We start from the raw sequence: 25,267 nt of genomic DNA, 5'->3' as shown, positions 1-25,267 counted from the left end.
ATGGTTGCCACAACTTCTGCATCGCTGGACTGGAAGCAGTTTGAACAGACTTTATTCAGCATCTACTGGCAAGATGCTCAGGCGTTCCTGGCCGCGAACCCTCAGGAAAGCATCTACGCACTGGCACTGAACGGTCTGTACCGCGAGGAGGACGGCCCCATTTACCTGCCCACGCTGTCTGCCAATAGCGAGCAGGCTTATTCACAAATGGTGAATGCCCCCGAGCCGCAGGGTCGCTTGTCCGAATTCGACCTGGATACCGGCCAGTTGGGCAGTCTGCGCTGGAACCCGCCGGATTGGGAATGGGAGGAGCTGGATTCGGCCTCGGACTCTCAGGAGTTGGAGCAACTGGAACAAGCCTTGCTGGCCGAGGCCAATAAAAGCACGCCTGCCCACTGGTTGCGTACCGAGGCGCAGCTGATCAAGGCGCTGATCCGCATCTGCAAGCAACTGACCAAAGCCTGCCAAAAATCGCCCTGGTCCGGCCAGCTCACTCCAGAGTTTGCGGTGCTGATCTATGTGGAAGACACTCAGGAATGCGAAGCCATGGCACGCGAGAGCATGGGGGAGGCACGCTTTCTCGCATTGTTTCCCGGCCATGACCAGCAAGCGCAAAGACGCGCCAGAGTTGCCGCACTCTCCCCCGCTCAACAGCTGCAATACCATCTGAGCTGTCTTGAAGGTATCGGGTGCCCGGAACTTGGACTGAGCCCAAAAGAGGCGCAATTGCTGGGGGAAGAGGCCGAGACTGCGCTGCTTGCCATGGATCACAGCCAGGTGGCTCATGCGCTGCTGCCCATGCTGACTCGGCCTGGCAAACAGTGGCGTGCGGCCATGTTGCAGGCCCAGATGGCTTACCGGGACGAACAGGTACTGACTGCACTGCGTCAGCAGGTTCAGGCCCCCGTCCACAGCCCCAGGGAAGAGAGCGAGCGAGGCTGGTGCGCCAGTGCCTTGGGGTCGCTAGGTGACCAGGAATGGCTGCAGCAGCAAATAGGCGCCACGGCCGTGCCTGTCGACAGAATCGCGCAAGGCATTGCCTACCCCTACCGCGCCTGGAACAGCAAGCCAGGAACCACGGCCCTGCACCTTGACTACGCGCCACTGGAGCGGGCACTGAACCTCAAGCATCCGGCCTTGACCCGGGCGCTGAATGAAGAGCTATCACCCGGAACCGGCTATTGCAGCCTTAGGGTTGAGGATTTGGAGCAAGCCCTGCTCGCTCTGCAGTCCGTTCACGCTCTGGTGCGCGTTCATGCGGCTTGCATCATGGGAGAGCGAAGCCTTGGGGCCGCCGCGGGCAGGCGCATCACTCCTGTACTGGCACAGGCCCTGAGTCACGACCGCAACGAAGGCGTACGTTATCAGGCCATGCTGGGCCTGCGGTATTGGAAAAAAGCCGGCACAGCGCAGCGCGCCACGATTGAGCATGCCGCTGAACACGATGCCAGTGACCACATACGCGAACTGGCTCAGCAATGGCTGAATGAACACTGCTGAGTCACAAAGAACAGAACCGGAGACAAACATGCAAATCAATGTGCAAGGCGCAGACATCTATGCCTACACCGGCGGCAAGGCTTTCGACGCGGCCAAGCCCACGGCCATTTTCATCCACGGCGTGCTCTGCGATCACAGCGTCTGGGCGCTGCAAAGCCGCTACATGGCCAATCACGGCTGGAACGTGCTGGCCATCGATTTGCCTGGCCATTGCAAAAGCAGCGGCCAGGCCCCGCAAACTGTCGAAGAAGCTGCGACCTTCATAGGCGCGCTGATGGATGCGGCAAACCTGCAGCAAGCTGCGCTGATCGGCCATAGCTGGGGCAGCCTGATTGCCATGGAGACCGCGGCCAGGCTGGGGGACCGCATCAGCCATCTGGTGCTGGTGGGCACGGCCTTTCCCATGAAGGTCTCGCCCGCGCTGCTGGAGTCGGCCCTGAATACGCCCGAGAAAGCCATCCAGATGGTCAACACCTTCTCGCGCGCCACGCTGGCACCGCCCAATGGCGCAGGCAGCTGGGTGTTTGGCGCCGGCATGGCCCTGGGCCGCCGCGTGCTGGCCAGTAACGCTCACACGAATCTGCTGCATGCCGGCTTCAAGGCCTGTGACAGCTATGCGGGCGGCGAAGCGGCCATGACGCAGGTCAGTTGCCCGCTTCTGTTTGTGCTGGGCGAGCAAGACCAGATGACACCACCCAAGGCTGCAAAAGGCTTGATAGAGGCCGCCAAAGGCGCGGGCAAAACGGTGAGCGTGCAGATCATTCCCAACGGCCACAACCAGATGACGGAGTCGCCCGACGCGACGCTGTTTGCGATTCGGGATTTTCTGGCTGCATGAGCCATTAAGCTTGGGCCATGAGCCAAACCTTCCAGCACCACGGCCAACTGGCTGCCGCCTGCGCCGAATGGGCCAAGATTTCACTGACCGGTTTGCAGCCCCGGCGCAATCTCAATCTGAGCGATAAAAAAGCCGACTGGAAGGAAGCACTGAGCGCGCTCAAGCGCTTTGCCAACAGCGATAGCTATAAAGCTCACCAGGATTTCCAGGCACATGCCGCGCTGGAGAACTACTGGAAATGGAAGGAAATGGGCGAGCAGGCGCGCTGGCTGCTGATCTATGGCATCGATCTGGGCCTCTGCGGCGATGTGCTGCGCCCCATCTACCAGGAAGTCGTCGCGCTGTGGATTGATGCCGCCTCGGTAGCCGAGCATGCACGCGCCAGCATGGCGCAGGAGACTGGCGAGGACTATGGCGTAGGTGCGCCCATCAACACACGCGCTGACGACTACGCTGTTGCCGTGACCCTGCTGTCGCTGGCCACGCTGCTGGATGCACAGGATGACGTACCGGCGATTGATGAGCATGTGCTGGCCTTCGATACGGACCAGTTGCTGGATTATCTGTGCGCAGGCGGTCTGCAGCTGCAGCAGGTCAGCGAGGAGCTTTTCCACAAACGCCCTTACGGCGCCATGAAGCCTTTTTTTGAACAGCTCGAAGCCCTGCCTGACCCGCTGCTGCCCTACCTGCAAACCCAGTACCAGGAGTTTCTCAAGCTCTCGCCCAAGCAGCAGAAGAAAGGCAGTCCATGGCTGGGCACGGGCTACTGGGCGCTGGAGGTGGCCGCCCTGGCCGTGCTCTATGACTGGGATGACAGCGCTTTGCGCAGCAGCCCGCACTACCCGGCCGATCTGGTCGACTACGCCCGCGGGCGCCTGGCTCAAACAGAGTCAGGCGATTTTTGACAGAAAACCGGCGATGCGACTGCTGATGCGCTCGGGCAGCTCGCGGTGCGGCACATGGCCGCCGCCGGCAATGATTTCCGCTTCGCAAGGGCCCTGCGCCCAGGTGCAGATGTTCTCCGGATGCACGAGGGAGCCGAATTCATCGAGCTCGCCGTGAATCGCCAGCACCGGGCAATGCACCTGTTTCAAGGCCGCATCCAGCCGGTAATGCGCGAAAGGCGGGCTCAGCCAGGTGTCCACCCAGGCTGACAGCACCCAGGCCGCCTTGTCGCCATGGTAGCGGGCAAGCCGCTCCAGTTGACCGGGCTGAGCAAAGTTGTCTCGCGCCGCCCTGATGCCCTGCAAGGTGCGGTCTTCGACAAAGCTCTGGGCCGATTCGGTAATCAACGCCTGGCATTGCCGTCCATACGCAGCTGCCACCATCGCCGCCATGCCGCCGCCCACGCTGTGTCCCAGCATCACGAAATCGCCCAGGCCCAGCGCCTGATGAAGCGGCGCGAAGCCGGCCTCGACCTCGCTTTCCACAAAACTGGGTTGAAGCCGATGCGGATTGGGGTCCGAATGACCGAAGCCCAGGCGGTCATAGGCAATGACTTCACGCCCGGTGGCCGCGGCCAGCTGCGCGGGAAATTCGCGCCACAGATCGACACTACCCAGAGAGTCGTGCATCAGCACCAGCGGCGCCTTGGCCGCCCCGCCCTGCGCTTGCCAGCGTTTGACATGGAGCTGCCCGTCGGGCGTCTGAACACGGGTTTCACTGGAGCTGATCACAACGGGCGGCATGGTGTCGTCAAACATGGGCAGGATCTGGGTTGAATGGCGATGAGGTGTACTGCCACCTTAGCAAGAGAACGCTCATGGCAGCTTAGCCAGAAGCTGGAGTGGCCTCAAAGATGGCGAATCTGGCCGATTTTGCGCAGTCTTACCGTATATAGCCTGTCGTTCAGGTGACGAAGACCTCCGGCCGCAACTTGCCAGCACTCGCTAACCCGCTGGCCTGGCCATGCTGCCGGCAGTATAAAAACAGCATCAACTTCACCGGGGTTCGCCATGTCACAGACCACGACCTCAGAACCGGACGACGCTGTCAAAGCCAGCGTGGACCCGCGCCAGTTCAAGAGCTTTGCCGAGTTCTATCCCTTCTACCTGGGCGAGCACAGCAACGCCACCTGCAGACGGCTGCACTTCATCGGCACCAGCCTGTCCCTGGTGTTTCTGCTGGCGCTGTTTTTGACGGGCGACTGGTGGTATTTGCTCGCAGGCCTGATCTGCGGCTATGCCTTTGCCTGGGTGGGGCATTTCGGCTTTGAGAAAAACAAGCCCGCCAGCTTCAAGCGCCCGCTCTACAGCTTTCTCGGCGACTGGATGATGTGGCGCGACATCTTGCTGGGCCGCATCAAGATGTAGCGCCACTCCCCTCTGAAGCGCGCCCGCTGGCCTGCTTTGCGGGCAGCGAATCGGCTGTCCGGTCTTGAATGCAGATATTCATAGATATCCGCCCACCGCCATCAAACTCTATGAATATTGCCTCCAGGCGCCGCAATCAGTTCGGCCACGGTCATGGCATCGAGCTGGGCACGCTGCCACAGCGGCCGCACGGCCTCTGAGGGCTCGAGCAACAGGCTCTGCACCAGGGGCTCGACCCGCGTGGCATGCGGATCGACCAGCAGCACATAGCGCGGTTCGGTGCTCTCAAGCGACACATAGGCATCGGGCGGCTGCACGGCCCCGACCCAGTCCAGCTTGGCCAGCGCCTGCAGCACGGGTTGAATCTGGGAGGCTTCCACACGCAGGCGCCGCGAAAGCTGGTGCACATACAGGCCCTTGTGCGGCAACTCGCGCTCCTTGGCCAGGCATTGCAGTACCTCGACGGCCAGCTCGAACTGCCAGCCACGGTGTCCTGTCAGCCGTTCCACCCCGGCAAGCACCGTGGGCAGATAGGCCGTGACCAGAGCCCCCAGCAGCACAATGCTCCAGGCCACATACATCCAGATCAGCAAGATGGGCAGCGTGGCAAACGCGCCGTAGATCACCGAGTAGGTCGGCACGGACGACAGATACAGGCCCAGCACCTTCTTGGCCACTTCCATGAGCACGGCCACAAACACGCCCCCCACCAAGGCATGGCGCCAGCGCACAGGCGTGTTGGGCACATAGTGGTAGAGCCCGGCCATGCCGGCGGCCAGCACCACGAACTCTATGGAATCAAAGACAAAGCGCAGGCTGCCCGGCAGCGCATTGACCATGCCCTTGGAGGCCGACATCACATAGGACGACAGCACCAGGCTCAGGCCCAGCAGCAGCGGCCCCAGCGTGATGGCGGCCCAGTAGATCAACACGCGCTGGCCCAGCGGCCTGAGCTGGCGCACGCGCCAGATGTTGTTGAGCGTGCGGTCTATGGTCAGGATCAGCGCAATGGCCGTGACCATCAGTATGGAAAAGCCGACCAGGCCCAGCTGGCTGGCCTTGGAGGCAAACTGCGTGAGATAGCCCAGCACCTGGCGCGCAATGGTCTCGGGAATCAGGCTGTCCATCAGCCAGCGCTCCAGCACCTTCTGCGCCTTGCCAAAGATCGGGAAAGCCGTGAACAAGGCCAGCGCCACGGTAAAAAATGGCACCAGCGCCAGCAGCGATGTGAAAGTAAGACTGCTGGCCGTCACGCCCAGGCGGTCTTCCTTGAAGCGCGCCAGCAGCACCTGGGCCGTGTTGTGCCAGGGGAAGGTACGCAGGCGCTGCTGCGCACGGCGACTCCTGCGGCGCAAGGCAGTCTTGAGCTCCTGCTGGCTGGGCATCTGGGGCTTGGGGATACGCCCGGCCAGATCCTTGCAGCTAGCTGCCAGCGCCCTGGCCTTGTCGAGTTTGCGGCTGCGCGGGCTCTCGGCAACGCGCTCCGAGCCGCCGTCAGGACTGTCGATCACTCCTGAAACGCAAGCATGCACCGCTTTCTGTTCCTGAGCTGGCGTCGTATTCGGCGTGGAATAGCTGGTCCAGCCCTGAGCTGCCGTGCTGAATGCCGCCGCAGGCGATGGAGCAGGAGCAGGAGCAGAAGCTGGCACGGGTTCGGGCCGAGCCAGGTCGTTGCCAAGATCGGGCATGGGTTCGAACACTGGCTCCAGCGGCAGGCCCGGACCATCGAGGCTGGGTTCCTGACGCTGCTCGACCTGTCTGGGCTCGGCGGCAACGTTCGCGGCAGCAGTTGCGGCTGTCGACGCCGGTGATACCACACGGTCCCGATCTTCCGTTACCGGCCTGGCTTGCTGCGCCTTGCCTTCCAACGCAGCCCAAAAGCCGGCACGCTCGTTTTTCTTCATGACGGCACTCCTTCACGAACGCAAAAGGAGGACGGGTGCTGCGCAACATCAAGCGCAGAACGCAAAACAAAACGACCGGATTCAAACAGAGCTGGCATGACCGATATGATGCCACTGCTATGACCGACGCCCTCTCGCCCCAAGCCGCCGAAAACACTTCTTCACCAATCCAGCAGCCCGGCTCCGATGTGGCCGCCACGCGCTGGCTGGCCGTGGGCAGCCTGCTGGCACTGATGCTGCTGTGCGTGGCCTGGGAGTTGTGGCTGGCACCGCTGCGCGAGGGCGGCACCTGGCTGTTTCTCAAGGCCCTGCCGCTGGCGTTCGCCGTGATCGGCCTGCTCAAGCGCCGCATGTACACCTATCGCTGGCTCAGCCTGCTGGTCTGGCTGTACTTCACCGAAGGCGTGGTGCGGGCCTGGAGCGATGCCGCGCCCAGCCGCTGGCTGGCGCTGGCAGAGGTGGTGCTGTGTGTGCTGCTCTTCATCGCCTGCGCAGCCCATGTGCGCCTGCGCCAGCGTGCCGTCAAGGCGGCCCGGCTCAATCAGGCGTGATGCCTTCAAACTGCGCCAGCGTCCGCACCTGCGCCGCCAGCGCATCGAACAGCAGCTGCGCAGCCGGCGACAGCGCACGGCGCGGGCGCTGAATCAGCAGCGTGCGGCGCAGAATGCGCGGCTCGTCCAGCAGGCGAAAGCCCAGATCGCCCTGCAGGCCCAGCGAAGGGTGACGCGCCGTCAGCGCCGGAACGATGCTGACGCCCAGGCCCAGACTCACGGCCTCGAACAGCAATTGCGGATTGGACAGGCGCAGCGGTGTCTGCAGCAGGTTCTGCGGCATGCCCGGTGCCGAAGCCAGCAGTTGGCTGATGGCGGTGTCGGTGGTCAGGCCCACAAAAGCCAGATGGGGCAGCCGGGCCAGATCGGCCGCCGTCAGCCGCCTGGCCTGCAGCAAGGGCTCATCGAGCCTGGCCACCAGCCCCATGGCATCGCTGATCAGCGGCTGGGTCAGCAAATCGCCGCCGGCCGGATGTGCCGCTCCCACGCCGAAATCCACGCTGCCGGCCTGCACGCGCTGGGCAATGCCTTCGGCGCTGTCCTCGATCAAGTCCACCTCGATGCCCGGATGCCGGACCCTCAAGGCCGGCAGCACCGGCAGCAGCAGCACGGCCAGCACCGACGGAGCGGCTGCAATGCGCACCTTGCCGCGGCGCAGTGCGGCCAGATCGCCCAGGTTCTGAAAGCCCTGCTCCAGCGTCTCGAAGGCCTGGCGCACATCGAGCAAAAAGGCCTGGCCAGCGGCCGTCAGCCCCACGGTTCGCGTGGTGCGGTCAAACAGCCGCAGGCCCAGGGCATCTTCCAGTTGGCGAATGGATTCGGACAGGGCCGACTGCGTCAGACACAGCTCGCGTGCCGCGGGGGCAAACGCGCCCTGGCGCGCCACCTCGTCAAAGGCACGCAATTGGCGCAGGCTGACATTATTCGGAAAAACTGGCATAACCAAGCAATTTATTTCGATTGTCCCGTAGTCTGCCATGCTCTACGCTTGCAGCTTCATGGTTTTCCTGCCGCCGCCCCGTGCGTGGCTTAGGATTTCCGTCTGTTCTCCCTCTCTGCCGCCCCTGCTGCGGCCTGCTTGTCATGACTTCCACCGCTTTGCTTGAATCCCTGCGCCAGATTGTGGGCGCTCCCCATGTGCTGACCGACGGCGACCTCAGCGCCTACGAACAGGACTGGCGCAAGCGCGTGCACGGCAAGTCCCTGGCCGTGGTACGCCCCGGCAACACGGCCGAAGTGGCCGGCGTGGTCAAGGCCTGCGCCGCAGCCGGCGTGCAGATCGTGCCCCAGGGCGGCAATACCGGGCTTTCCGTAGGCTCCACCCCCGACGACAGCGGCCGGCAGGTCGTGCTCAGCCTGACGCGCCTGAACGCCGTGCGCCATATCGACAAGGACAATCTGACTTTCACCGTCGAAGCCGGCTGCATTTTGCAGAACCTGCAGGAGCTGGCCAATCAGCAAGGCCTGCTGTTCCCGCTGTCACTGGCCGCCGAAGGCAGTTGCACGATCGGCGGCAATCTGGGCACCAACGCGGGCGGCACACAGGTGGTGCGCTATGGCAACACCCGCGATCTGTGCCTGGGCCTGGAAGTGGTGACGCCCCAGGGCGAAATCTGGGACGGCCTCAAGGGCCTGCGCAAGGACAACACCGGCTATGACCTGCGCGATCTGTTCATCGGCAGCGAAGGCACGCTGGGCATCATCACCGCCGCCACCATGAAGCTGTTCCCGCAGCCGGCCGCCCAGCTCACGGCCTTTGCCGCCGTGCCCTCCATGGAGGCCGCCGTGCGCCTGCTGGGCCTCGCGCACCAGCACCTGGGTGCGGGACTCACGGGCTTTGAAGTCATGGGCCAGTTCGCACTGAGCCTGGTCGTCAAGCACATGCCGCAACTGCGCGTGCCCTTTGCCGACATGGGCGACGAAGCCCCTTATTGCGTGCTGCTGGAGAACAGCGACAGCGAGTCCGAGCAGCATGCGCGCCTGCGCTTCGAGCACTTGCTGGAGCTGGCCTTTGAGGACGGCTGCGTGGTCAACGCCGTGGTGGCGGAGAGCCTGACCCAGGCCCATGACCTCTGGCATATCCGCGAGAGCATTCCTCTGGCCCAGGCCGAGGAAGGCCTCAACATCAAGCACGATATCTCGGTCGCAGCCTCGCGCATTCCGGCATTTGTCGAGCATGCCGACGCCGTGCTCAAGCGCGAGATTCCCGGCGTGCGTCTGGTCAACTTCGGCCATCTGGGCGACGGCAATCTGCACTACAACGTGCAGGTTCCCGAGGGCGAGGACGGCAAGGCCTTTCTGCGCGACAAGGAGGCCCTGGTCAACCACCTGGTCTACGAGGCCGTGGACGCCTTCGGCGGCTCGTTCTCGGCCGAACACGGCGTGGGCGCACTCAAGACGGACAAGCTCGAAAAATACCAGTCCCCCGTTGCGCTGCAGATGATGCGCGCCATCAAGAATGCGCTGGACCCCCAGGGCCTCATGAACCCCGGCGTGGTGCTGACGCGCGGCTGATCCTGGCATCGCCGACAAAAAAGCCCTGCATTGCTGTGCAGGGCTTTTTGCATTGACCGGGGCTTTAGCGAGAGGCCACGATATTGCGCAGCATGTTCTCAACCGCGCTGGGCCAGGGGATGTCTGCGCCATCCACATCGGTGAACACGGTCTGCCTGCCCTCGCTGAGCAACCAGACACGCAAGCCGTTGCGCACGGGATCAATCACCACGGCGGCCATTTCCTCGCCCCCTTGGTGCTGGCGATTTCCCATCACATAGAGCAGCCCTGCAGAGGGCTCCAGCGGGCCCAGGGCCTGCAGATTCTTGAGCAGCGTCTCGTACTGACTGCCGCCCATCAGCGTCTTCAGCCGCTGGGCCAGCACGCCGTCCTTCACATAGTCCACGCCATCCCAGCGGTACTTGCCCTGCAGCGGCTTGAGGCTGTCCAGGCTTGGCTCGCCGTCCTTGGCCACATGGGGAACGCGCACTTCCTCGATGGAGAGCGTGGCCGCCTCCTCGATCTGCGCCGTGGCAGCAGGCTCTTGGGTCTGGGGCATGGCATCGGGCGGGGCGGCTGCAGCCGCAGCAGCCGCTGCCCGGGCATCCGCTGCAGCGGCGGTGGGAGATGGTGCCTTGGTCTTGTCGCAGGCAGCCATCAAGGCCGCAATCGCCAGCGCAACAGCCGCAGTGCTCACAAAATTGCGTGACATGAACTCACTCTCCTTGTTCGGCTCGGTTGTTTTCCATGACATTGTGAAGCCAGCTGTCGCAGATTTGAGTCTGACAGGGCCGCAGGACGGGTCATTGACAACGGGCAACTCGGCATGCTCCGGCACGTGGCACACTTCGGCTATCGCGGCCCTCGGGGCCCACCCTCTTCAAGAGCTGCGGCACCTTGTGTACGCTGCCAGCACAGCCTGTCTTTGCCAGTCTTTGACCGCTTTTTGCACCATGACCTCCAGCACCTGCACCCTGCGCCCCGTGCGCTGCCAGTACGAAACCTTTATGCGCCATGTGTACGAGCACGGCGCATCCAAGACCGACCGCACGGGCACGGGCACGCGCAGCGTGTTCGGCTATCAGATGCGCTTCAACCTCAATGAAGGCTTCCCTCTGGTCACCACCAAGAAGGTGCACCTGAAATCCATCATTCTGGAGCTGCTGTGGTTTCTGCGCGGCGACAGCAATGTGAAGTGGCTGCAGGAACGCGGCTGCACCATCTGGGACGAGTGGGCCGACAAGCAAACCGGCGACCTGGGCCCGGTCTACGGCGTGCAATGGCGCAGCTGGCCCAAGGCCGACGGCACGCATGTCGACCAGATTGCCGAGGTCGTCAAGCAGCTCAAGAGCAACCCCGACAGCCGCCGCATCATCGTCAGCGCCTGGAACGTGGCCGAACTGGACCAGATGGCGCTCATGCCCTGCCATTCCTTCTTCCAGTTCTATGTGGCCGACGGCAAGCTCAGCTGCCAGCTCTATCAGCGCAGCGCCGACATCTTCCTGGGCGTGCCCTTCAACATCGCCAGCTACGCGCTGCTGACCCATATGCTGGCCCAGCAATGCGGCCTGGAAGTGGGCGACTTCATCTGGACCGGCGGCGATTGCCATATCTACAACAACCACTTCGAGCAGGTGCAGACCCAGCTGTCGCGCCAGCCCTTCGCCTATCCGACGCTGAACATCAAGCGCAAGCCCGCATCCATCTTCGACTACGAGTACGAAGACTTTGAAGTGCTGGACTATCAGCACCATGCCGGCATCAAGGCGCCTGTGGCGGTCTGAGCTGCACTCCTGCGGATCACTGTAAAAATCAAAGCTGCTTGCGCTTGCCATCCTGCGATTTCAAATACTTTCATATCTGAAGTCCATGAATAGCAAGCGCCAGCAGCTTCTTTATTGATAGCTATGGCCATTCAACTCATTTACGCCCGCGCAGCCAACGGCGTCATCGGCAAGGACAACACCATGCCCTGGCATCTGCCCGAAGACATGGCGCATTTCAAGGAACTGACCCGGGGCTGCGCCGTCATCATGGGCCGCAAGACCTGGGACTCGCTGCCGCCGCGCTTTCGTCCCCTGCCGGGCCGCAGCAATATCGTCGTCACCCGCCAGGCCGACTGGCAAGCCGAACCGGCGTCCGATCAGGTCCTGCGCGCCGCCAGCCTGCCAGAAGCGCTGGAGCTGGGCTGCAAGCTCTCGCAAGACGTCTGGGTCATAGGCGGCGCGCAGATTTATGTCCAGGCTCTGCCGCTGGCCGATGCCGTGGAAGTGACAGAAATCGGCCGCGACTTCGAAGGCGATGCCTTTGCCCCCGAACTGGGCGAGCAGTGGCAAGTCGTGAGCCGCAGCGAGCATGTCTCCGCCAATGGCCTTCCCTACTGCTTTGTGCGCTTCGAGCGCCGGGGCTGACCCTTGTCTCGTGCCGTGCGGGATCGCATCCGCACGGGGCGGCCAGCAGTCCGGCAAGAGACAAAACTCTCTTGCCTTCGCGGTGTTGCGTTGCAACAATTGTCAGCTTCATTGCATGACTGCCGTATGACAATGGCAAGGCAGCCTGCTGCAGCCTGAGCCCTCAAAACCCGCAAGCCTATCGCCCTTCATCATGAGCCTAGTCCAGCCCCTGCCTCCTGGCGCCCTCGATATCGTTGGCGATATCCACGGCGAATACGCCGCGCTGGTGCAATTGCTGGGCCATCTGGGCTACGACCTGCAGGGCAATCACCCCGAAGGACGGCGACTGGTGTTTGTCGGCGACTTCTGCGACCGCGGGCCGGACAGCCCTTCCGTGCTCGCGCTGGTCGGCGCCATGCTGGCCTCGGGCACGGCCCATGCGGTGCTGGGCAACCACGAAATCAATCTGCTGCGCGAAGATGCCAAGGATGGCTCGGGCTGGTTCTTCGACAGCCGCATCGACTCCGACCAGCCCAAGTACGCACCTTTTGCACGCATGCCGGCCGAGCAGATTCCCGCCATGCTCGAGCGGCTCGGCCAGTTGCCGATCGCACTGGAGCGTGAGGATCTGCGCATTGTTCACGCCGCCTGGAGGCCCGAACAGATCGCCATGATTCGCCAGCTGCCCAGCGGCAGCGCACGCGCCGCCTACGACCACTTCGAGACGATTGCCGAAGAGCAGTCCGTCGCCCAGTGCGTGGCCGAACGCATGCGCCAGGAAGAACTGAGCTGGCCCTACAGCCTGGAAGACTATCGCCACGAGCCCCCCTTTTTGCAAGCGCATAGCGAGAACGAACTCAACAAGGCCATGGTCAACCCTTTGAAGGTGCTGACGGCCGGCGTGGAGCGCGAATGCCGCAACCCCTTTTACGCGGGCGGCAAATGGCGTTTTGTCGAACGCGTGGGCTGGTGGAATGAATATGAAGAAGCGCCCGCCGTCATCGTCGGCCACTATTGGCGCCGCCTGCGCCCGGCCGACGCACCGGCGCATGGCTCGCAGTTTGAAAACCTGTTTGGCGCAACGCCCCCGCTGTCATGGCATGGCCTGCGCGGCAATGTGTTCTGCGTGGACTATTCGGTGGGTGCCCGCTGGCTAGACCGCCTGCGCGGCGACAACCCGGTGCAGCGCAGCAAACTTGCCGCCATGCGCTGGCCCGAGCGCGTACTGGTCTTTGACGACGGCACACAGGCCATATCGGAAAATTTCGAGCACTCCGTGGTGCTGCGCGATTGAAGCCAGCTTCCACGCCTGCCAGGCCTCGCGGCATCAAGGCAGCTTCGGCCTGAGCAGCGCCTTGCCACTGCCTGAATCCGGGTCTGGGCCTCGACCTATTTCGCGGGCGGCTGCCGCGCGTGCTGCACCCATTCCTCAAAAGCAGAGCCGTCAGGCAGCACGCAGGTATTTCGATCAGCATCCGCCCCCTTCTCGGTGCGCAGCACGCCGCCCTGCTTTTTGCAGTTGGCTTCCGAGGGGTTGCCAAAATTGACCGAAACCGACTGCGCGCAGCCACCGGCTGCCGCCACGACGATCATCATCCCTGCCAAGCTTGAAGCATGTTTCATGGGCTCAATGTAGCAAACCCCTGCACGCCGGCCTATGCGCATTGGGCTTCAGACCCGCGAAGAACGAAGTCCCTCGAGAGATCATGGCGGACAGCCTTGCCGGCAACAGATCTTTATTGTGTGTGACCCGCAGAGTCATTCGTCGCCCAAGTCCCAGAATCCCAGGCGGCCAAGACTGCCTGCCAAACTCAAGCGATTCACCTGCCAACTCCGTGTAACTTCGATATGTTGCTCTTGCGCGCTTGCATAGGCGCTCATGGCATTGAGTACATCGGTCATGCTGCCCACGCCTGCTAGGTATCGACCTTGCATGATCTCTAAGGACTTCATCGATTGCTGGACTAATTGTGTCGTGTGTGAAAGATTCTCAGTTTCCATCTTCAAACTCGCGTGCTGCGTCCACACATCCGTTGATACTTGCAACCGATGTGTATCCAGAGCCGCAATCTGAATGGCCGCTTGCGCTTGCGCTTCTTGTACTTGGTAAGTTTTCTCGAAACCGTGAAATATTGGGATGCTCAATTGCAGCCCTATCGTGCTTTCCTTGCGGTTGCTTTCAGCGCCTACGCTGCCTGTCATACGATTTTTTGCTTTATTCAGATTTCCCGTCAATGACAATGTCGGGCGACCCTGCGCCTTAACTTCAGCCACGGCCGCGTTAGCGGCGGCCACGCGCGCTTGTGCAGCTACCAGTACCGGATGTTTTTGCCGCGCCACCGCAATCAATTCATCCACATGCTCAACGTAACGATGAGTTTGCAAATTCGTCTCGTCGACTATGACGGGCACAGGATCACTCGCGCTCAGCCCCATTCTTAAGGCCAGAACTCCTTGAGAGCTGACTAATGCGCCTTGTTCGCGCGACCGTCGCAGATTTGCTTGGGTGTAGGCAGTCTGTGCTTGATAGCGATCGGCCAATGCGGCGGCGCCGGCCTTATGCCTCTCGCTTGCCGCAACAAAGTGCTCTTTGGACATGGCTAAGACTTGCTCTGCCGCGGTTAAACGCCGATGCGCTGCTTGCACCGCAAAATACAGCTGAGCTGCGTCTAAAAATGCACGCTGCATTGCATCGTTTTGGTCGGCATTAGCGGCTGCAAGCAGCTCGCGCGCACCATCTAGTGCCGATTTCCTATGGCCTGAATCAAATAGAACCCAACTAAAACTAAGACCCCCCGATTGCGCCCGGCTGCTCGTTCGCATTGGGTCACGCTCATCCTCGTAGGTCACCGAACGACCCGATGAATTTACGGACTGGCCATCGATACGTGGCAGGTATGCCGCACGTTTCCGGCCCAATTGAGCTAGACGCATTTGCGCTCCGCTTAGCGCTTGCCGTAGGGTGGGGTCATGACAAAGGCTTCGTTCTATTGCTTCAGCAAGGGCAAGCGGGGTGGCTATTTTTCCGGTTCTGCTGCAAGAATCACGGTCAGCGTGTAACGTCTGTTCAAGCGCTAACTGGATTGACTCAATCGCATTAGCTTTTGACCCCACGCCGTGGGCGGCAGAGATAGATGCAGAACAAGCGCTAGCAATCAAGAGGGTGGGAACGGCTAATCGACGCAAGAAAGCTGCTCCTCGTACCGGTTCGATGATGGACTATGGCTATGCAGGTCTGCGACGCGGCCATTAGCGAGGACGATGACTCGGTCGGCGCTGGCGATTGTTTCAGGCCGATGGGCAACGATAATGCAGGTAATCTTCAATGCTCTCACGGCAGCATTGACTCGACGTTCGCAGTCGGTATCGAGATGGCTGGTCGCTTCGTCAAGGAAAAGTATCTTGGGTCGCTTGTACAAGGCACGAGCCAGCAGCAGTCGTTGCCGCTGCCCGCCCGACAGCGCGGCGCCCATATCACCGACCAGAGTGCTGTATCGCATAGGCATACATTCAATATCGTCGTGTAGGCCTGCAGTTTTTGCGCATTCCATAACCCAGACCATGTCGGAATCAGGAGAGAAAAAGCTGATGTTCTCGGCAAGAGTCCCGGCGAATAACACGTCATCTTGCATAACGCTGCCGGAAATGTCGCGCAATGCGCCGACTCCTAGTGCCGTAATTTCCTGCCCCGACACACGTATGCTGCCTTGGCCGATTGGCAGGATGCCAAGCAACACTTTGCACAAGGTGCTTTTCCCACCACCAGACGGTCCCACTATCGCTACGGATTCACCCTCTGCAATGGTGAAATCAACCCCGTCAAGCACCCAAGGTTCCTGGTCCGAGTAGCGGTACTTCAAACCTTTCACCTCGATATTTGCGCGTAAATTTACGATTGATTCGCGGTCCATTTGAATCGTCTCATCCTCTGGAGGATGAAGGGCAATATCGGCGAGGCGCTCGCTATGTAGGCGCAATATGAACAGCTCGAAAACACGATCTATTAAGCTACCAACACGACCGCTGAACTGTGACTTGTACGCATAAAAAGCCATCAACATGCCTACCGTGAACTCCCCGTCCATCACCATGGTGGCACCTAGCCAAACCACCACTAAGTTCTCAACTCCGAATAGCAGCGCATTGGCCTGCTGGTAAAAAAGTTGCAGCTTTTGAGATCGAATGCCTGCGTTCATCTGCTCAACGAATAGGCTCAACCAGGCTGAGCGTCGCAGATCAAGATGACGGAAAAGCTTGATTGCTTGGATACCCCGAATTGTTTCGAGGAAGTGGGTCTGCTGTCGAGCAGCATGGACGATTTGCTCCTCAGTAGCGTCGCGCAACGGGGTGTACCAGGCGCATCGAATCATGGCGTAGATCGTCATGGCACCGACTACCACCATTGCTAGCTGGGGGCTAAAGACAAACATCAGCGTAACTGTCGTGATTGCCATCAGCCCGTCCAGAATGACGGACAGGAAGCTTGCAGTAAGGGTCTGCTGGATTTGATCAGCTGATCCGAATCGCGCGACCAAATCGCCCAAGTGCCTTTTCTCAAAATATTGGCTGGGCAATCTCAAAAGATGGCTAAAGACGTTGGTTCGCCATTGAACGCTAAATAGCGTGCTCATATGAATCATGGCCCAAGCGCGGGCGCTGCCGAGCACGATCTGCAAGATGAGCAGTGCCGAGAACGCTAGCACTAGCGTATTAAGCAAGCCGCGGTCATCGCTGACAATTACATTGTCGATGGTCCATTGCATTAAAAAGGGGCCAACGAGGGTGAATGCCTGCAACGCGCAGCCCAAGACCAGAATCTGGCCTAGCGAGCGTCGTAACCCGCTAATCTTCCCCATCAAACCAAGCAGCCGTATCCGGGGCTTAGCTTCTTTTTTTTGAAAGTCTGCGGACGGCCAGAGTTCCAAGGCTATTCCTGTGAATTTCTTGGAAAAATCACTCAATGCCATGCGCCGGGCGCCGCAGGCTGGATCATGGATGTCCACGTGCCGGCCATTAACGGATTTGACGACAACAAAATGATCAAATTCCCAATGAACTAGGCAAGGTAACGACAAATTTTCCAGCTCATTCAACTCCAGTCGAAGAGCTCGCGTACCTAGTTTCAATTGCTGGGCTATTTGCATAATCTGCGCCAGAGTCATGCCTTTGAGCGACACACTGAAGCGCTGGCGTAATTCCGTCACATCTGCGCGGTATCCGTGGTAGCTGGCGATCATGGCTAGGCAAACCAGCCCGCACTCAGCCGCTTCTGTTTGTATAACCACAGGAAGGCGTCGGCCAAAGCCCAACGCGAGCGCATCGAATCCGTACATATCTTCTCCTACACCCGGCCCGTAAGACTGAACAACGGCTCAAGCACCCACTCATAGAGACGTCGCTTGTCCTGCATGATGTCTGCGTCCAAGTGCATGCCACTTTGCAGGGGGCGTGGCTGGCCATAAGCTAAGACGTCCCGTGCCGACAGCCCAACGCGTAGGCGATAGAGCTGCTCGGTACTGCTGTCCATGCCGTGAATTCCGTTTACGGTGCGAGCAAGCTCTGTCGGTGGAATGCTGGAGCGCGAGATCGACAGGACTTGTCCCTTATAGATGCCGAACTTTTGGTATGGGTACGCTTGATAGCGAATATTGACCGCATCACCTGATTTAATGAAACCGATGGACTTGCTGGGTGCGTACAGTTCCGCCTCCAACTGAGTGTTTGACGGCACAATGCTCACCAGCGGTAGCCCACTGTCAACGCTGTGTCCGACTTCGGCAAAGGCCGCAGTCGCAACTCCGGCCTCGGGTGCACGGATGAGCACGGTTCTTCGCGCTTCGCTTTCAGCAAGTTCCTGCTTAACGGCGGAAATCAGACGATCTGTTGCGGCCAACTGATTAGCCTGCCGCAGATCCAATCCCGATAGTTCGTTGCTTCTCTCTACGCGTTGCTGGTCTAGCGCGGCAAGTTCTCGTTCCAAGCCTTGAAGCACCTTCATCTGTGCGAGGTGGTCCGCCTGGCGCTGCTGAAATTGGTCGGTAGAGATGTAGCCTTTTTCGACTAAGCCCTGGTAACGCTGCGAAGCATCTTTGGTGATGTGAACCAATTGTCGCTGACTGACGATCTGGGCCTCCAGCGCTTTAGATTCCCGCGATATGCTGGCTAATTTTCTGACCAAGGTGTCGCGCTCATCGGCATGCAATTTTCGAGCTTTTTCTAGTTCGCCAGTCAGTAGGTCGCGGCGGTCCGTGAGATGGCTGCTGATTTCCGCTTGTACCGGAGACGCGTTGGCATCGTAGCGTTCGCTGGAAATCTTATATAGCGGAGCACCGCGGGCTACCGTCATGCCCTCAGAGACGTATTTTTCTAGAATGACGCCCGCCTGCAGCGCGTAGACTTTCATCTGTCCGCCCACAGGCACCAATTGACCTTTTACCGTTGTCCGTTTGGTATAGGACCCCAGTATCAGTATTGCAAACAGCGTGACGGTCACGGTGCCTGCGAGAGTGACAAGCATCGTGAACGATAATGGCCGGGTCAGAATGATCTTTCCTAACCACGGCACAACCTCGGCAGAAGATGCCTCTTTTCGATAAAAATCGACTGGAGCCATGCCCGTCACCGATTAGAAGACGGGTTCCAAGACATCTTGGCGGCAAAGCTCAGTGACAAGTGATCGAATCTTTTTAGGTGCGATGGCTTGGTGCTGTGACAACAATTCACCGACTGTAATTCCCGGCGTATGAGCAATTGACTGAATTACTGAAAGACTTGATTCGTCGAAATCTACTCGGGTTCCGTTTGCAATTAAGTAGTTTTTATCCATACCATGCAATGCAATCGCGCACAATCGCAGGCGCTGCTCGTCGGGCAGAGTGGTATCGCCTGGACTGCCCAGAGTCTCAATAGCTAACGACGAGTCGAGGCGGGCAGCCGCTAAATGCTCATCCTGAAACCTCCGGTAATTGTCGGAGTTGGCTAAAAAGGCTGCGATGTGGCTAGCCATTGCCTGGATGGTGTCTTGACTCTGGTCCCACTCAGAAAGAGGTTTCCGAAGTTCCACATACGACTTGGCCTGTTCGACGGCCCATGCCAGGTAATTGTGGGCAAGTGGCGGGAACGTACCAACCGATAGGTGAAATGTCGGCTCACCAAGGGGAAGAGGGTTGTGCCACCAGCCACGAGGCAGATAAAACACATCACCCGCTTCAAGCACGAAATCCATACAAGGCTGGTCCGGGCAAGGGTAGGCGTGCTCGTAATCCTTGCTCTGCTGAGTGTAGATTGGGTAGGGCAGCGATGGTTCGTAAACAGTCCAGCGCTTGCGGCCAATTAATTGGATTGCAAATACATCGCGGGTGTCCCAGTGCGCGCGGAAGGAATCTCGTGTACCGAAAGCAGCGTAGATGCTACTAACCACTTGCTGTCCCGTAAACCGACAAATCTGTTTTGCAAGCGAGTCAATGAGTGGTTCATTCTTGATTTTATTGGCGATCAGCGTTGCCCCATCCCTCAGGTAGTCGTACACCACAGGCTTGATCAAGCGGTGACGAAGATCGCCAATATCTCTGTAACGTTCCACATACCTGGACTTAGGGACAAGCCCATTATGAGAGAGTTTGAAATCTTCTGCAAAGACATTGCAGCGTCCAAAAATTCCGTTTGCATCACGCCAAGAAAACAATGAGGGTGAAAATGCACTGCGCACCAGTAACGGCTTCACCCCAAAATATTCCCTTTGAAAGTCTTCAGAAGAAATTCCTAGCTCTATTTTCATTTTTATGATGAGTAGTGTTATTTGTTTTTAATAGTGCAATTAAAAATTGATGAGGCTCCGTAGAAAAATTTAAAGCATTGGGTTATTGATAGTTAGTACCACTATAGTTGGTCCCTGCTTGGTCGCTTATACTACTTTCGACCACACCACCGGCTAGGCCTGTGTAGAAGCCGACCTGAGATCCAATAATCAGGTTAGCACCCACCTGCATCGCGCTTCCTCCCGCAGGCCCTAACAAAAAGCCGGTAGCCGCACCTACAACAGTGCTGTTGAGTAGCCCGCCAAGCGAGCCGGTACCGCTACCAATGGTGGCACCAATATATGTCGTAGCCCCCGTCACTGCACCAATGCCAGCCCCCACAGGGCCGAAGCCGCCGCTTACCACTTCACAGTCCTGTATTGTTAGCTCTCTCATAATAATTCCCTTTCAACTAAATATCCATTTTTCGGCCCAACGGCCTATAACAACCGATACAGCAAGAGTCAATGTGAAAAAACCGACGTTGAGTTCCTTTTTTCGATTTTTCTTTTGCATTTTCCCAAGTAATTGATAACCTCCAAAAATAATAAAGAAAACTATTAGTGTGATAGAAAGTGTTACTAGGAAGTGAGAGGTGGTACCTAAATGCCATTTAGCGCCAAGAAAATCCATTTATTTACTCCTTCAAGATACCGGTAAATAGGCTGCTGTGAATGTAGGGTATATTCATAGTTTCTTTAGCTATTGGCCGTTTAAAAGCAAGCGCCGTCAGTGACTTTTGACTGGCAAGACGAGCAAGGTGCTCGAAACGAGGAACAGACTGCACATCTATAGGCGAGATCAGCCACTATCAGATCATTGCCGACACGCACGGATTAGCGATATTTTCCGGTGAGATTCTGAGGAATGCTGCAGCAGGATTGTCTAAGATCAGAGCTTGCTGAGCGAGAACGACTGCTCCACTAGATATGTATCCGGCTTCTGTGAACTCCTTCTTAATTCCTAGCCTTGGAAAAACTCCGAACCATTTATGACGGGGTGAACTATGCCAAACGTTCACCAATGCTAGGGGTTCGCAGCTTGAGCTGCTTTTGCAAGTTAGTTCTCTCATACATTTCCTTTCAAAATAATAACCACTTCTCAGCCATGGACGAGGCAAAACCGGAAGTAGATGTCATAAATATAAAAACTAATAGGTTTGGTTTTTTATCCCAATCTTTTTTCCATAACTTCCTTATTAGTTGGTAGGCACCGTACTGCGCGAAATAAACCACGAACCAGGCAACACCCACTACTAGCATGTTTTCCCAGGTTCCGGTAACCCAGGTGGCACCCATAAAATTCATCGCTTCCCTCCCAATTTTGGAAAATCCGTAACGCCAAAATCAGCAAGAATCAAGCTTAACGCAAATAATAATGATTCTTTTTTAAATCCAGCATTAAAGTGAAAATTCGGAAATTTCCTAAAGGAACTGGCGGAGTAATCGACTGAACCAGTGCGGTATGGCGGCTTATTCGGAGGCTACTGTGCCGTTCAGCACAAGTTGACTATGCAACCGCCGCCGTCGTGAGAAGTGGCCCCATTCCTTTGAACAACTCAACCCTGTTGCTAAGCGAGATCCTCGGGGTTATGCCGCCTGCATTTGTGCAAACGGCAACGCTGCAAAGTACGCCTCATCAGGGGTAGCCCGGTTGTGCGCCTGATGGGTGGCTGGAGAGGTGTCCAGCTCGCGTGAGTTTCGCAGCGGGGAAACATGCCCGAACTCACCATTTGCGTGCAAAGCATTGATGCGCCAGATACCTATTCTGGTGTACTCCCACTCCTGCATCTGCAGCCCTCGCTATCGACCAGGGCCCCTCTATCCTTCGTCTTTAGCTGTTTTAGCTGTGAAAGAACTGCTTGAGCCTTTCATAGAGGAAATCATTGAGCAACTTGATGCGCCGGGGCGTGTGTTCGCGCTGGGGAATGAAAACATGCACGTCCAGACGAGGGCCGCTGTAGCCGAGGGGGAGCTCTACCAGCGCTCCGCTGGTGATGAGAGGTCGCGCAAAGTAATCTGTCAGTTGGCCGATGCCTGCCCCCTGCAGCACGAGCTGCCGCTGTACGGCAGGGTCCTGCGTGATGAAGGAGAACGGCGGCTCCAGCATCGTCTGCCGGCGCGCCGATTGAAAGGTCCAGGGCCAGATGCGGTTGGTGCGTGGGTGCCTCAGGCCGATGCAGCAGTGCTGCAGCAGTTCCTGCGGGCTCTTGGGTGTCCCCTTGGCGGCCAGATAGGCAGGCGCGGCGCAGAGCATGTGAGTGAAGCGCCCGACTCTGCGCGCGACCAGCGATACGTTGAGCAGTGGTCCGCCGATCACACCGATATCCATGCCCAGGTCCACCGTGTCGGGCCAGGGGTTCTGCGTCACGAGTTCGATGCGGATATCGGGATAGCTTTCATTGAACTGTGCCAGCAGTGGCGCCACCAGCAACTGCCCGAGACTCAGGCTTGAGGCCACCTTGATCGAGCCGGTGATGCCGCTTGCGCGGTCGCGCAATTCGCGCTCGCCCTGGTCGATCGACTGAAGACCGACGCGGCAACGCTCATAGAACACACGGCCGTCTTCCGTCAATGCCATGCGGCGCGTGGAGCGGTGGAACAGGCGCACGCCCAACCACGATTCGAGCTGTGATATTTGCAGACTCACAGCCTGTGGCGTCAGGTGCAGCGATTGCGCGGCACGGCTGAAATTCTCTGCCTCAGCCACGTTCATGAATGTGGTGATGAGTCTAAGCCTGTCCATGGATTTACAAATTCTGCTTGAAGCTGTTTCAATCTTTCACCCACTGTGACAGCACGCGAGCGCTAAGTAAAGTTCGGCAAACATTCAAAATCGCCGGAGACACACGGATGCCCCACCTGCTTGGACAACTTTTACTCCCCCTTTGCCTCGGCCTCGGCGGGGCAGCTTGGGGCGCGGCCGCGCAAACCGGCATGCCCACACATCCGGACAGGCCCATTACCTTGGTCGTCTCGTTCCCGCCAGGAGGGGCTCCCGACCAGATAGCGCGCCTGTTGGCGCCCCAGCTTCAAGCGCGCTGGAAAAATCCCGTCATCGTGGTGAACAGGGCGGGAGCGTCGGGCAACCTGGGCAACGACTCCGTAGCCCGCGCCGAGGCCGACGGCCACACCCTGCTGGTGACACCGAATACCTTCACCATGGTCCCTCACGTGCTGCCGGCGGGCGGGCAGCATGCCGATGTCGTCAAGGACTACACTCCGATCGCGCTGCTCTCATCAGCCTCCATGCTGATGCTCGCCAACCCCAGACTCGGTGCAAAAACGGCGGGCGATGTGGCCCGGATGGCGAAGACACAGCCCGACCTGGGCTACGCCACCTCGGGCAATGGGTCTCCCATGCATATCGTGGGCGAGCTGTTCAACAAGGTAGCTCGCGTGCAATTGCGCCATGTGCCCTACAAAGGCACGACACCGGCGATCAACGACGTGCTGGGCAGCCATGTGATGCTGACCTTCCTCGGCATGCCTGTTGCCAAGCCCCTGATCGATGCGGGGCGCCTGGTACCGCTGGCCGTGGCAGACAAGGCGCGCAGCTCTTTTCTGCCCAGCTTGCCAACCATGCAGGAACAAGGCTTTGCAGGGGTGGAGGTCGACATTTCCTTCGGCGTCTATGGCCCCCGCAACATGGACCCGGCGCTGGCTGACGATATCAACAAGACCTTGCGCGAGATTCTGGCCAAGCCCGAGGTCGAAGCCCAGTTCAGAAACCTGTACCAGAGCGTGGAAAACCAGCCACGCAGCGCTTTCGCCGAAAAGACCCGCGCCGACTACAAGCGCTACGGCAAGCTTGTGAAAGAACTTGGCATCACTGCCGACTGAAAGCCGGCCCCATGACGAACAAGACTCCCAACGTGCTGCTGATCGTCACCGACCAGCAGCGTGCCGACCACCTGGGCTGCGCGGGCAACACGCTGCTAAGGACGCCGAACATCGACCGCCTGGCCCGCACCGGCGTACGCGCCAGTAACTTCCATGCGGCCAGCACCACCTGCATGTCCAATCGCGCCACGCTGATGACCGGACGGCTGCCATCGCTGCATGGCGTGGTGCACAACGGCATCAGCCTCTCGCGCGATCACACTACCTTTGTGGAACTGCTGCGTGCAGGAGGCTATGCCACGGCACTCATAGGCAAGTCTCACCTGCAGTCTTTTGGCTATGACGGCCCGGCACGCCGTCGCTGGAGCCATGCTGACCAAGGTGTCGCGCCGCCGCTCGAGCTACTAGACGCACGAAAGCGCCAGCGTGACGGCGACGGGTATTTGAACGAATGGACGCCCGATTGGCGCAGTGGCAAGCGCATGGCGGTGACCACCCCTTACTACGGCTTCGAACACGTGGAGCTGGCTACGTTCCACGGCGACCAGGTCGACGGTGACTATGCCCGCTGGCTGGCCCAACGCCACCCCGCACCCGACAGTCTGCGCGGCCGTGCCAACGCCCTGCCTTCGCCAGGCTACAGCGCGCCGCAGGCATGGCGCACGGCCATGCCCGAGGCACTGTACCCCTCGGCCTGGGTGGGGGAGCGCGGCTGCGATTGGCTCAGAAAGCATGTGCAGGGTTCACCCGGCAAGCCGTTCTTTCTCAACCTGTCCTTTCCCGATCCGCACCATCCGTTCACCCCTCCGGGACGGTTCTGGGATATGTACCAGCCTGCGGACATGCCATTGCCGCCCAGCTTCGGCAAGCCCGGAAACTCTCAACTGCTGGTCGACGTGCACCGCTACACCAGAGAGGGCGGCTCCCGCGAGGGTTACGGCGCCTACGCCGTAACCAGCCGTGAATGCCAGGAAACGCTGGCCCTGACCTACGGCATGGTGAGCATGATCGACGAGCAGGTCGGGCAGTTACTCCAAACTCTTCAGGAGTTGGGCATAGAGGACGACACCGTCATCATCTTCACCAGCGACCACGGCGACATGATGGGCGACCACGGCATCGTGCTCAAGGGTGCCATGCATTTCAGTGGGCTCACGCGCGTACCCTTCATCTGGAAGGACCCATGCAGCCGGGCCGCTCCTCCAGTCCTGGATCTGCCATCCGGAACCATCGACATTGCCAAGACCGTGCTGGCGCGCTGCGGGCTCGCCCCCTACAACGGGATTCAGGGACTCAATCTGCTGCCCTGGCTGGACGGGCAGTCGCAAACAGTCCCATCGCGCCCTGGTGTCATTGTCGAAAGCGAGCCCGTGGTGCTGCCGCACGGAAGAACGCACCGCTACCGCCTTCGCAGCCTCGTCAACGAAGAATGGCGCCTGACCTTGAGCAACTTGCCCGAGCTGTGCGAGCTCTACGACCTGCACGCCGATCCGCTCGAGCAACACAACCTGTGGCATGAGCGCGCTGCCGAGCGCGGACAGTTGTGTATGCAGCTGCTGATGGAGCTCAGCGAACAGGCTGATTGCTCGCCACTGCCGACGGCTATCGCCTGAGGTGCATGCGAACGTTGGACCGCAA

At 59.4% G+C, this 25,267-nt stretch carries 23 protein-coding genes; 11 read left to right on the top strand and 12 right to left on the bottom strand.

All coding sequences use genetic code 11. The features are described from left to right. The 3 genes from JAO85_RS16980 to JAO85_RS16970 are packed head-to-tail and all read left to right on the top strand — an operon-like array spanning position 1 to position 3,243. Positions 1 to 1,500, top strand: coding sequence for a DUF4303 domain-containing protein (locus tag JAO85_RS16980; protein ID WP_202788589.1), 1,500 nt, complete (start codon positions 1 to 3; stop codon positions 1,498 to 1,500). A 28-nt stretch (positions 1,501 to 1,528) separates the two neighbouring features. Continuing rightward, the gene (locus JAO85_RS16975; protein WP_202788588.1) at positions 1,529 to 2,338 is read left to right on the top strand and encodes an alpha/beta fold hydrolase; all 810 of its coding nucleotides are present in this window, start codon (positions 1,529 to 1,531) and stop codon (positions 2,336 to 2,338) included. 17 nt (positions 2,339 to 2,355) lie between these two features. Further along, complete coding sequence (locus tag JAO85_RS16970) at positions 2,356 to 3,243, top strand: PoNe immunity protein domain-containing protein (RefSeq protein WP_202788587.1); 888 nt, start codon at positions 2,356 to 2,358, stop codon at positions 3,241 to 3,243. Here JAO85_RS16970 and JAO85_RS16965 read toward each other — a convergent pair. After that, a complete protein-coding gene (locus JAO85_RS16965) occupies positions 3,229 to 4,041 on the bottom strand; it encodes an alpha/beta fold hydrolase (RefSeq protein WP_202788586.1) in 813 nt (270 codons plus the stop codon). The genes JAO85_RS16970 and JAO85_RS16965 overlap by 15 nt on opposite strands. Before the next feature lie 252 nt (positions 4,042 to 4,293). Here JAO85_RS16965 and JAO85_RS16960 point away from each other — a divergent pair, with 252 nt between their 5' ends. Further along, positions 4,294 to 4,650, top strand: a complete 357-nt coding sequence (locus JAO85_RS16960) for a DUF962 domain-containing protein (RefSeq protein WP_003063755.1) — start codon at positions 4,294 to 4,296, stop codon at positions 4,648 to 4,650. Positions 4,651 to 4,751: 101 nt separating this feature from the next. On the opposite strand, the gene JAO85_RS16955 is transcribed toward JAO85_RS16960, so the two are convergent. Next, positions 4,752 to 6,035, bottom strand: a complete 1,284-nt coding sequence (locus JAO85_RS16955; RefSeq protein ID WP_237734892.1) for a YhjD/YihY/BrkB family envelope integrity protein — start codon at positions 6,033 to 6,035, stop codon at positions 4,752 to 4,754. A gap of 554 nt (positions 6,036 to 6,589) precedes the next feature. On the opposite strand from JAO85_RS16955, the gene JAO85_RS16950 reads away from it, so the two are divergent. Beyond that, positions 6,590 to 7,105: a DUF2069 domain-containing protein gene (locus JAO85_RS16950; protein WP_080746895.1), complete on the top strand. Its 516-nt coding sequence runs from the start codon at positions 6,590 to 6,592 to the stop codon at positions 7,103 to 7,105. Here the strand turns inward: JAO85_RS16950 and JAO85_RS16945 are convergent. Beyond that, positions 7,092 to 8,045 carry a LysR family transcriptional regulator gene (locus JAO85_RS16945; protein ID WP_003063758.1) on the bottom strand — a complete coding sequence of 318 codons (954 nt, stop codon included), beginning with the start codon at positions 8,043 to 8,045 and terminating at the stop codon, positions 7,092 to 7,094. The two genes, JAO85_RS16950 and JAO85_RS16945, sit on opposite strands and share 14 nt — an antisense overlap. 143 nt (positions 8,046 to 8,188) lie before the next feature. Between JAO85_RS16945 and JAO85_RS16940 the strand changes: the two genes are divergently transcribed. Beyond that, positions 8,189 to 9,619: an FAD-binding oxidoreductase gene (locus JAO85_RS16940; protein ID WP_202788584.1), complete on the top strand. Its 1,431-nt coding sequence runs from the start codon at positions 8,189 to 8,191 to the stop codon at positions 9,617 to 9,619. Between the two features lie 64 nt (positions 9,620 to 9,683). Here JAO85_RS16940 and JAO85_RS16935 read toward each other — a convergent pair whose 3' ends face one another. Beyond that, positions 9,684 to 10,310, bottom strand: coding sequence for a hypothetical protein (locus tag JAO85_RS16935; RefSeq protein WP_003063760.1), 627 nt, complete (start codon positions 10,308 to 10,310; stop codon positions 9,684 to 9,686). A 241-nt stretch (positions 10,311 to 10,551) separates the two neighbouring features. On the opposite strand from JAO85_RS16935, the gene JAO85_RS16930 reads away from it, so the two are divergent. From JAO85_RS16930 to JAO85_RS16920, 3 genes are all read left to right on the top strand, one after another. After that, a complete protein-coding gene (locus JAO85_RS16930) occupies positions 10,552 to 11,382 on the top strand; it encodes a thymidylate synthase (RefSeq protein WP_172415254.1) in 831 nt (276 codons plus the stop codon). Between the two features lie 123 nt (positions 11,383 to 11,505). Further along, positions 11,506 to 12,009 (top strand): dihydrofolate reductase, encoded by a 504-nt coding sequence (locus JAO85_RS16925; RefSeq protein ID WP_202788583.1) that lies wholly within the window; start codon positions 11,506 to 11,508, stop codon positions 12,007 to 12,009. 193 nt (positions 12,010 to 12,202) lie between these two features. Further along, entirely contained in the window at positions 12,203 to 13,285 is a 1,083-nt protein-coding gene (locus JAO85_RS16920) for a metallophosphoesterase (RefSeq protein WP_012839153.1), read from the top strand. Positions 13,286 to 13,380: 95 nt separating this feature from the next. Here JAO85_RS16920 and JAO85_RS16915 read toward each other — a convergent pair whose 3' ends face one another. The 8 genes from JAO85_RS16915 to JAO85_RS16880 form a co-directional block, all read right to left on the bottom strand. Further along, on the bottom strand, positions 13,381 to 13,587 hold the full coding sequence (locus JAO85_RS16915; protein WP_034359314.1) for a DUF333 domain-containing protein: 207 nt from the start codon (positions 13,585 to 13,587) through the stop codon (positions 13,381 to 13,383). Positions 13,588 to 13,749: 162 nt separating this feature from the next. Continuing rightward, the gene (locus JAO85_RS16910) at positions 13,750 to 15,105 is read right to left on the bottom strand and encodes a TolC family protein (RefSeq protein ID WP_370552207.1); all 1,356 of its coding nucleotides are present in this window, start codon (positions 15,103 to 15,105) and stop codon (positions 13,750 to 13,752) included. Positions 15,106 to 15,164: 59 nt separating this feature from the next. After that, complete coding sequence (locus tag JAO85_RS16905; protein WP_052052634.1) at positions 15,165 to 17,324, bottom strand: peptidase domain-containing ABC transporter; 2,160 nt, start codon at positions 17,322 to 17,324, stop codon at positions 15,165 to 15,167. 8 nt (positions 17,325 to 17,332) lie between these two features. Next, positions 17,333 to 18,604: an HlyD family secretion protein gene (locus tag JAO85_RS16900; RefSeq protein ID WP_202788581.1), complete on the bottom strand. Its 1,272-nt coding sequence runs from the start codon at positions 18,602 to 18,604 to the stop codon at positions 17,333 to 17,335. Positions 18,605 to 18,616: 12 nt separating this feature from the next. Continuing rightward, positions 18,617 to 19,768 carry a cupin domain-containing protein gene (locus JAO85_RS16895; RefSeq protein WP_202788580.1) on the bottom strand — a complete coding sequence of 384 codons (1,152 nt, stop codon included), beginning with the start codon at positions 19,766 to 19,768 and terminating at the stop codon, positions 18,617 to 18,619. A 427-nt stretch (positions 19,769 to 20,195) separates the two neighbouring features. After that, a complete protein-coding gene (locus JAO85_RS16890; RefSeq protein ID WP_144267725.1) occupies positions 20,196 to 20,420 on the bottom strand; it encodes a hypothetical protein in 225 nt (74 codons plus the stop codon). A 449-nt stretch (positions 20,421 to 20,869) separates the two neighbouring features. Then, the gene (locus tag JAO85_RS16885; RefSeq protein WP_087866335.1) at positions 20,870 to 21,094 is read right to left on the bottom strand and encodes a hypothetical protein; all 225 of its coding nucleotides are present in this window, start codon (positions 21,092 to 21,094) and stop codon (positions 20,870 to 20,872) included. A gap of 535 nt (positions 21,095 to 21,629) precedes the next feature. Beyond that, positions 21,630 to 22,532 (bottom strand): LysR family transcriptional regulator, encoded by a 903-nt coding sequence (locus tag JAO85_RS16880; RefSeq protein WP_202788579.1) that lies wholly within the window; start codon positions 22,530 to 22,532, stop codon positions 21,630 to 21,632. A 191-nt stretch (positions 22,533 to 22,723) separates the two neighbouring features. On the opposite strand from JAO85_RS16880, the gene JAO85_RS16875 reads away from it, so the two are divergent. Together JAO85_RS16875 and JAO85_RS16870 are read left to right on the top strand one after the other, a co-directional pair. Further along, positions 22,724 to 23,629: a tripartite tricarboxylate transporter substrate binding protein gene (locus JAO85_RS16875; RefSeq protein WP_202788578.1), complete on the top strand. Its 906-nt coding sequence runs from the start codon at positions 22,724 to 22,726 to the stop codon at positions 23,627 to 23,629. Between the two features lie 11 nt (positions 23,630 to 23,640). After that, positions 23,641 to 25,242 carry a sulfatase gene (locus JAO85_RS16870; protein ID WP_202788577.1) on the top strand — a complete coding sequence of 534 codons (1,602 nt, stop codon included), beginning with the start codon at positions 23,641 to 23,643 and terminating at the stop codon, positions 25,240 to 25,242. Positions 25,243 to 25,267 lie beyond the last annotated feature (25 nt).

It is taken from the genome of Comamonas sp. NyZ500 (genome assembly GCF_016772095.1).
Taxonomy (GTDB): domain Bacteria; phylum Pseudomonadota; class Gammaproteobacteria; order Burkholderiales; family Burkholderiaceae_C; genus Comamonas; species Comamonas thiooxydans.
The sequence above is the reverse complement of the archived record's forward strand: the minus strand, read 5'-3'. Positions and strand labels throughout refer to the sequence as shown.

Excerpts from the sequence above, each read along its gene's own strand:
- JAO85_RS16980 (WP_202788589.1), top strand. The coding sequence starts at position 1 with ATGGTTGCCACAACTTCTGCATCGCTGGACTGGAAGCAGTTTGAACAG.
- JAO85_RS16975 (WP_202788588.1), top strand. The coding sequence starts at position 1,529 with ATGCAAATCAATGTGCAAGGCGCAGACATCTATGCCTACACCGGCGGC.
- JAO85_RS16970 (WP_202788587.1), top strand. The coding sequence starts at position 2,356 with ATGAGCCAAACCTTCCAGCACCACGGCCAACTGGCTGCCGCCTGCGCC.
- JAO85_RS16965 (WP_202788586.1), bottom strand. The coding sequence starts at position 4,041 with ATGTTTGACGACACCATGCCGCCCGTTGTGATCAGCTCCAGTGAAACC.
- JAO85_RS16960 (WP_003063755.1), top strand. The coding sequence starts at position 4,294 with ATGTCACAGACCACGACCTCAGAACCGGACGACGCTGTCAAAGCCAGC.
- JAO85_RS16955 (WP_237734892.1), bottom strand. The coding sequence starts at position 6,035 with ATGCCCAGCCAGCAGGAGCTCAAGACTGCCTTGCGCCGCAGGAGTCGC.
- JAO85_RS16945 (WP_003063758.1), bottom strand. The coding sequence starts at position 8,045 with ATGCCAGTTTTTCCGAATAATGTCAGCCTGCGCCAATTGCGTGCCTTT.
- JAO85_RS16940 (WP_202788584.1), top strand. The coding sequence starts at position 8,189 with ATGACTTCCACCGCTTTGCTTGAATCCCTGCGCCAGATTGTGGGCGCT.
- JAO85_RS16935 (WP_003063760.1), bottom strand. The coding sequence starts at position 10,310 with ATGTCACGCAATTTTGTGAGCACTGCGGCTGTTGCGCTGGCGATTGCG.
- JAO85_RS16930 (WP_172415254.1), top strand. The coding sequence starts at position 10,552 with ATGACCTCCAGCACCTGCACCCTGCGCCCCGTGCGCTGCCAGTACGAA.
- JAO85_RS16925 (WP_202788583.1), top strand. The coding sequence starts at position 11,506 with ATGGCCATTCAACTCATTTACGCCCGCGCAGCCAACGGCGTCATCGGC.
- JAO85_RS16920 (WP_012839153.1), top strand. The coding sequence starts at position 12,203 with ATGAGCCTAGTCCAGCCCCTGCCTCCTGGCGCCCTCGATATCGTTGGC.
- JAO85_RS16915 (WP_034359314.1), bottom strand. The coding sequence starts at position 13,587 with ATGATGATCGTCGTGGCGGCAGCCGGTGGCTGCGCGCAGTCGGTTTCG.
- JAO85_RS16905 (WP_052052634.1), bottom strand. The coding sequence starts at position 17,324 with ATGTACGGATTCGATGCGCTCGCGTTGGGCTTTGGCCGACGCCTTCCT.
- JAO85_RS16900 (WP_202788581.1), bottom strand. The coding sequence starts at position 18,604 with ATGGCTCCAGTCGATTTTTATCGAAAAGAGGCATCTTCTGCCGAGGTT.
- JAO85_RS16895 (WP_202788580.1), bottom strand. The coding sequence starts at position 19,768 with ATGAAAATAGAGCTAGGAATTTCTTCTGAAGACTTTCAAAGGGAATAT.
- JAO85_RS16890 (WP_144267725.1), bottom strand. The coding sequence starts at position 20,420 with ATGGATTTTCTTGGCGCTAAATGGCATTTAGGTACCACCTCTCACTTC.
- JAO85_RS16885 (WP_087866335.1), bottom strand. The coding sequence starts at position 21,094 with ATGAATTTTATGGGTGCCACCTGGGTTACCGGAACCTGGGAAAACATG.
- JAO85_RS16880 (WP_202788579.1), bottom strand. The coding sequence starts at position 22,532 with ATGGACAGGCTTAGACTCATCACCACATTCATGAACGTGGCTGAGGCA.
- JAO85_RS16875 (WP_202788578.1), top strand. The coding sequence starts at position 22,724 with ATGCCCACACATCCGGACAGGCCCATTACCTTGGTCGTCTCGTTCCCG.
- JAO85_RS16870 (WP_202788577.1), top strand. The coding sequence starts at position 23,641 with ATGACGAACAAGACTCCCAACGTGCTGCTGATCGTCACCGACCAGCAG.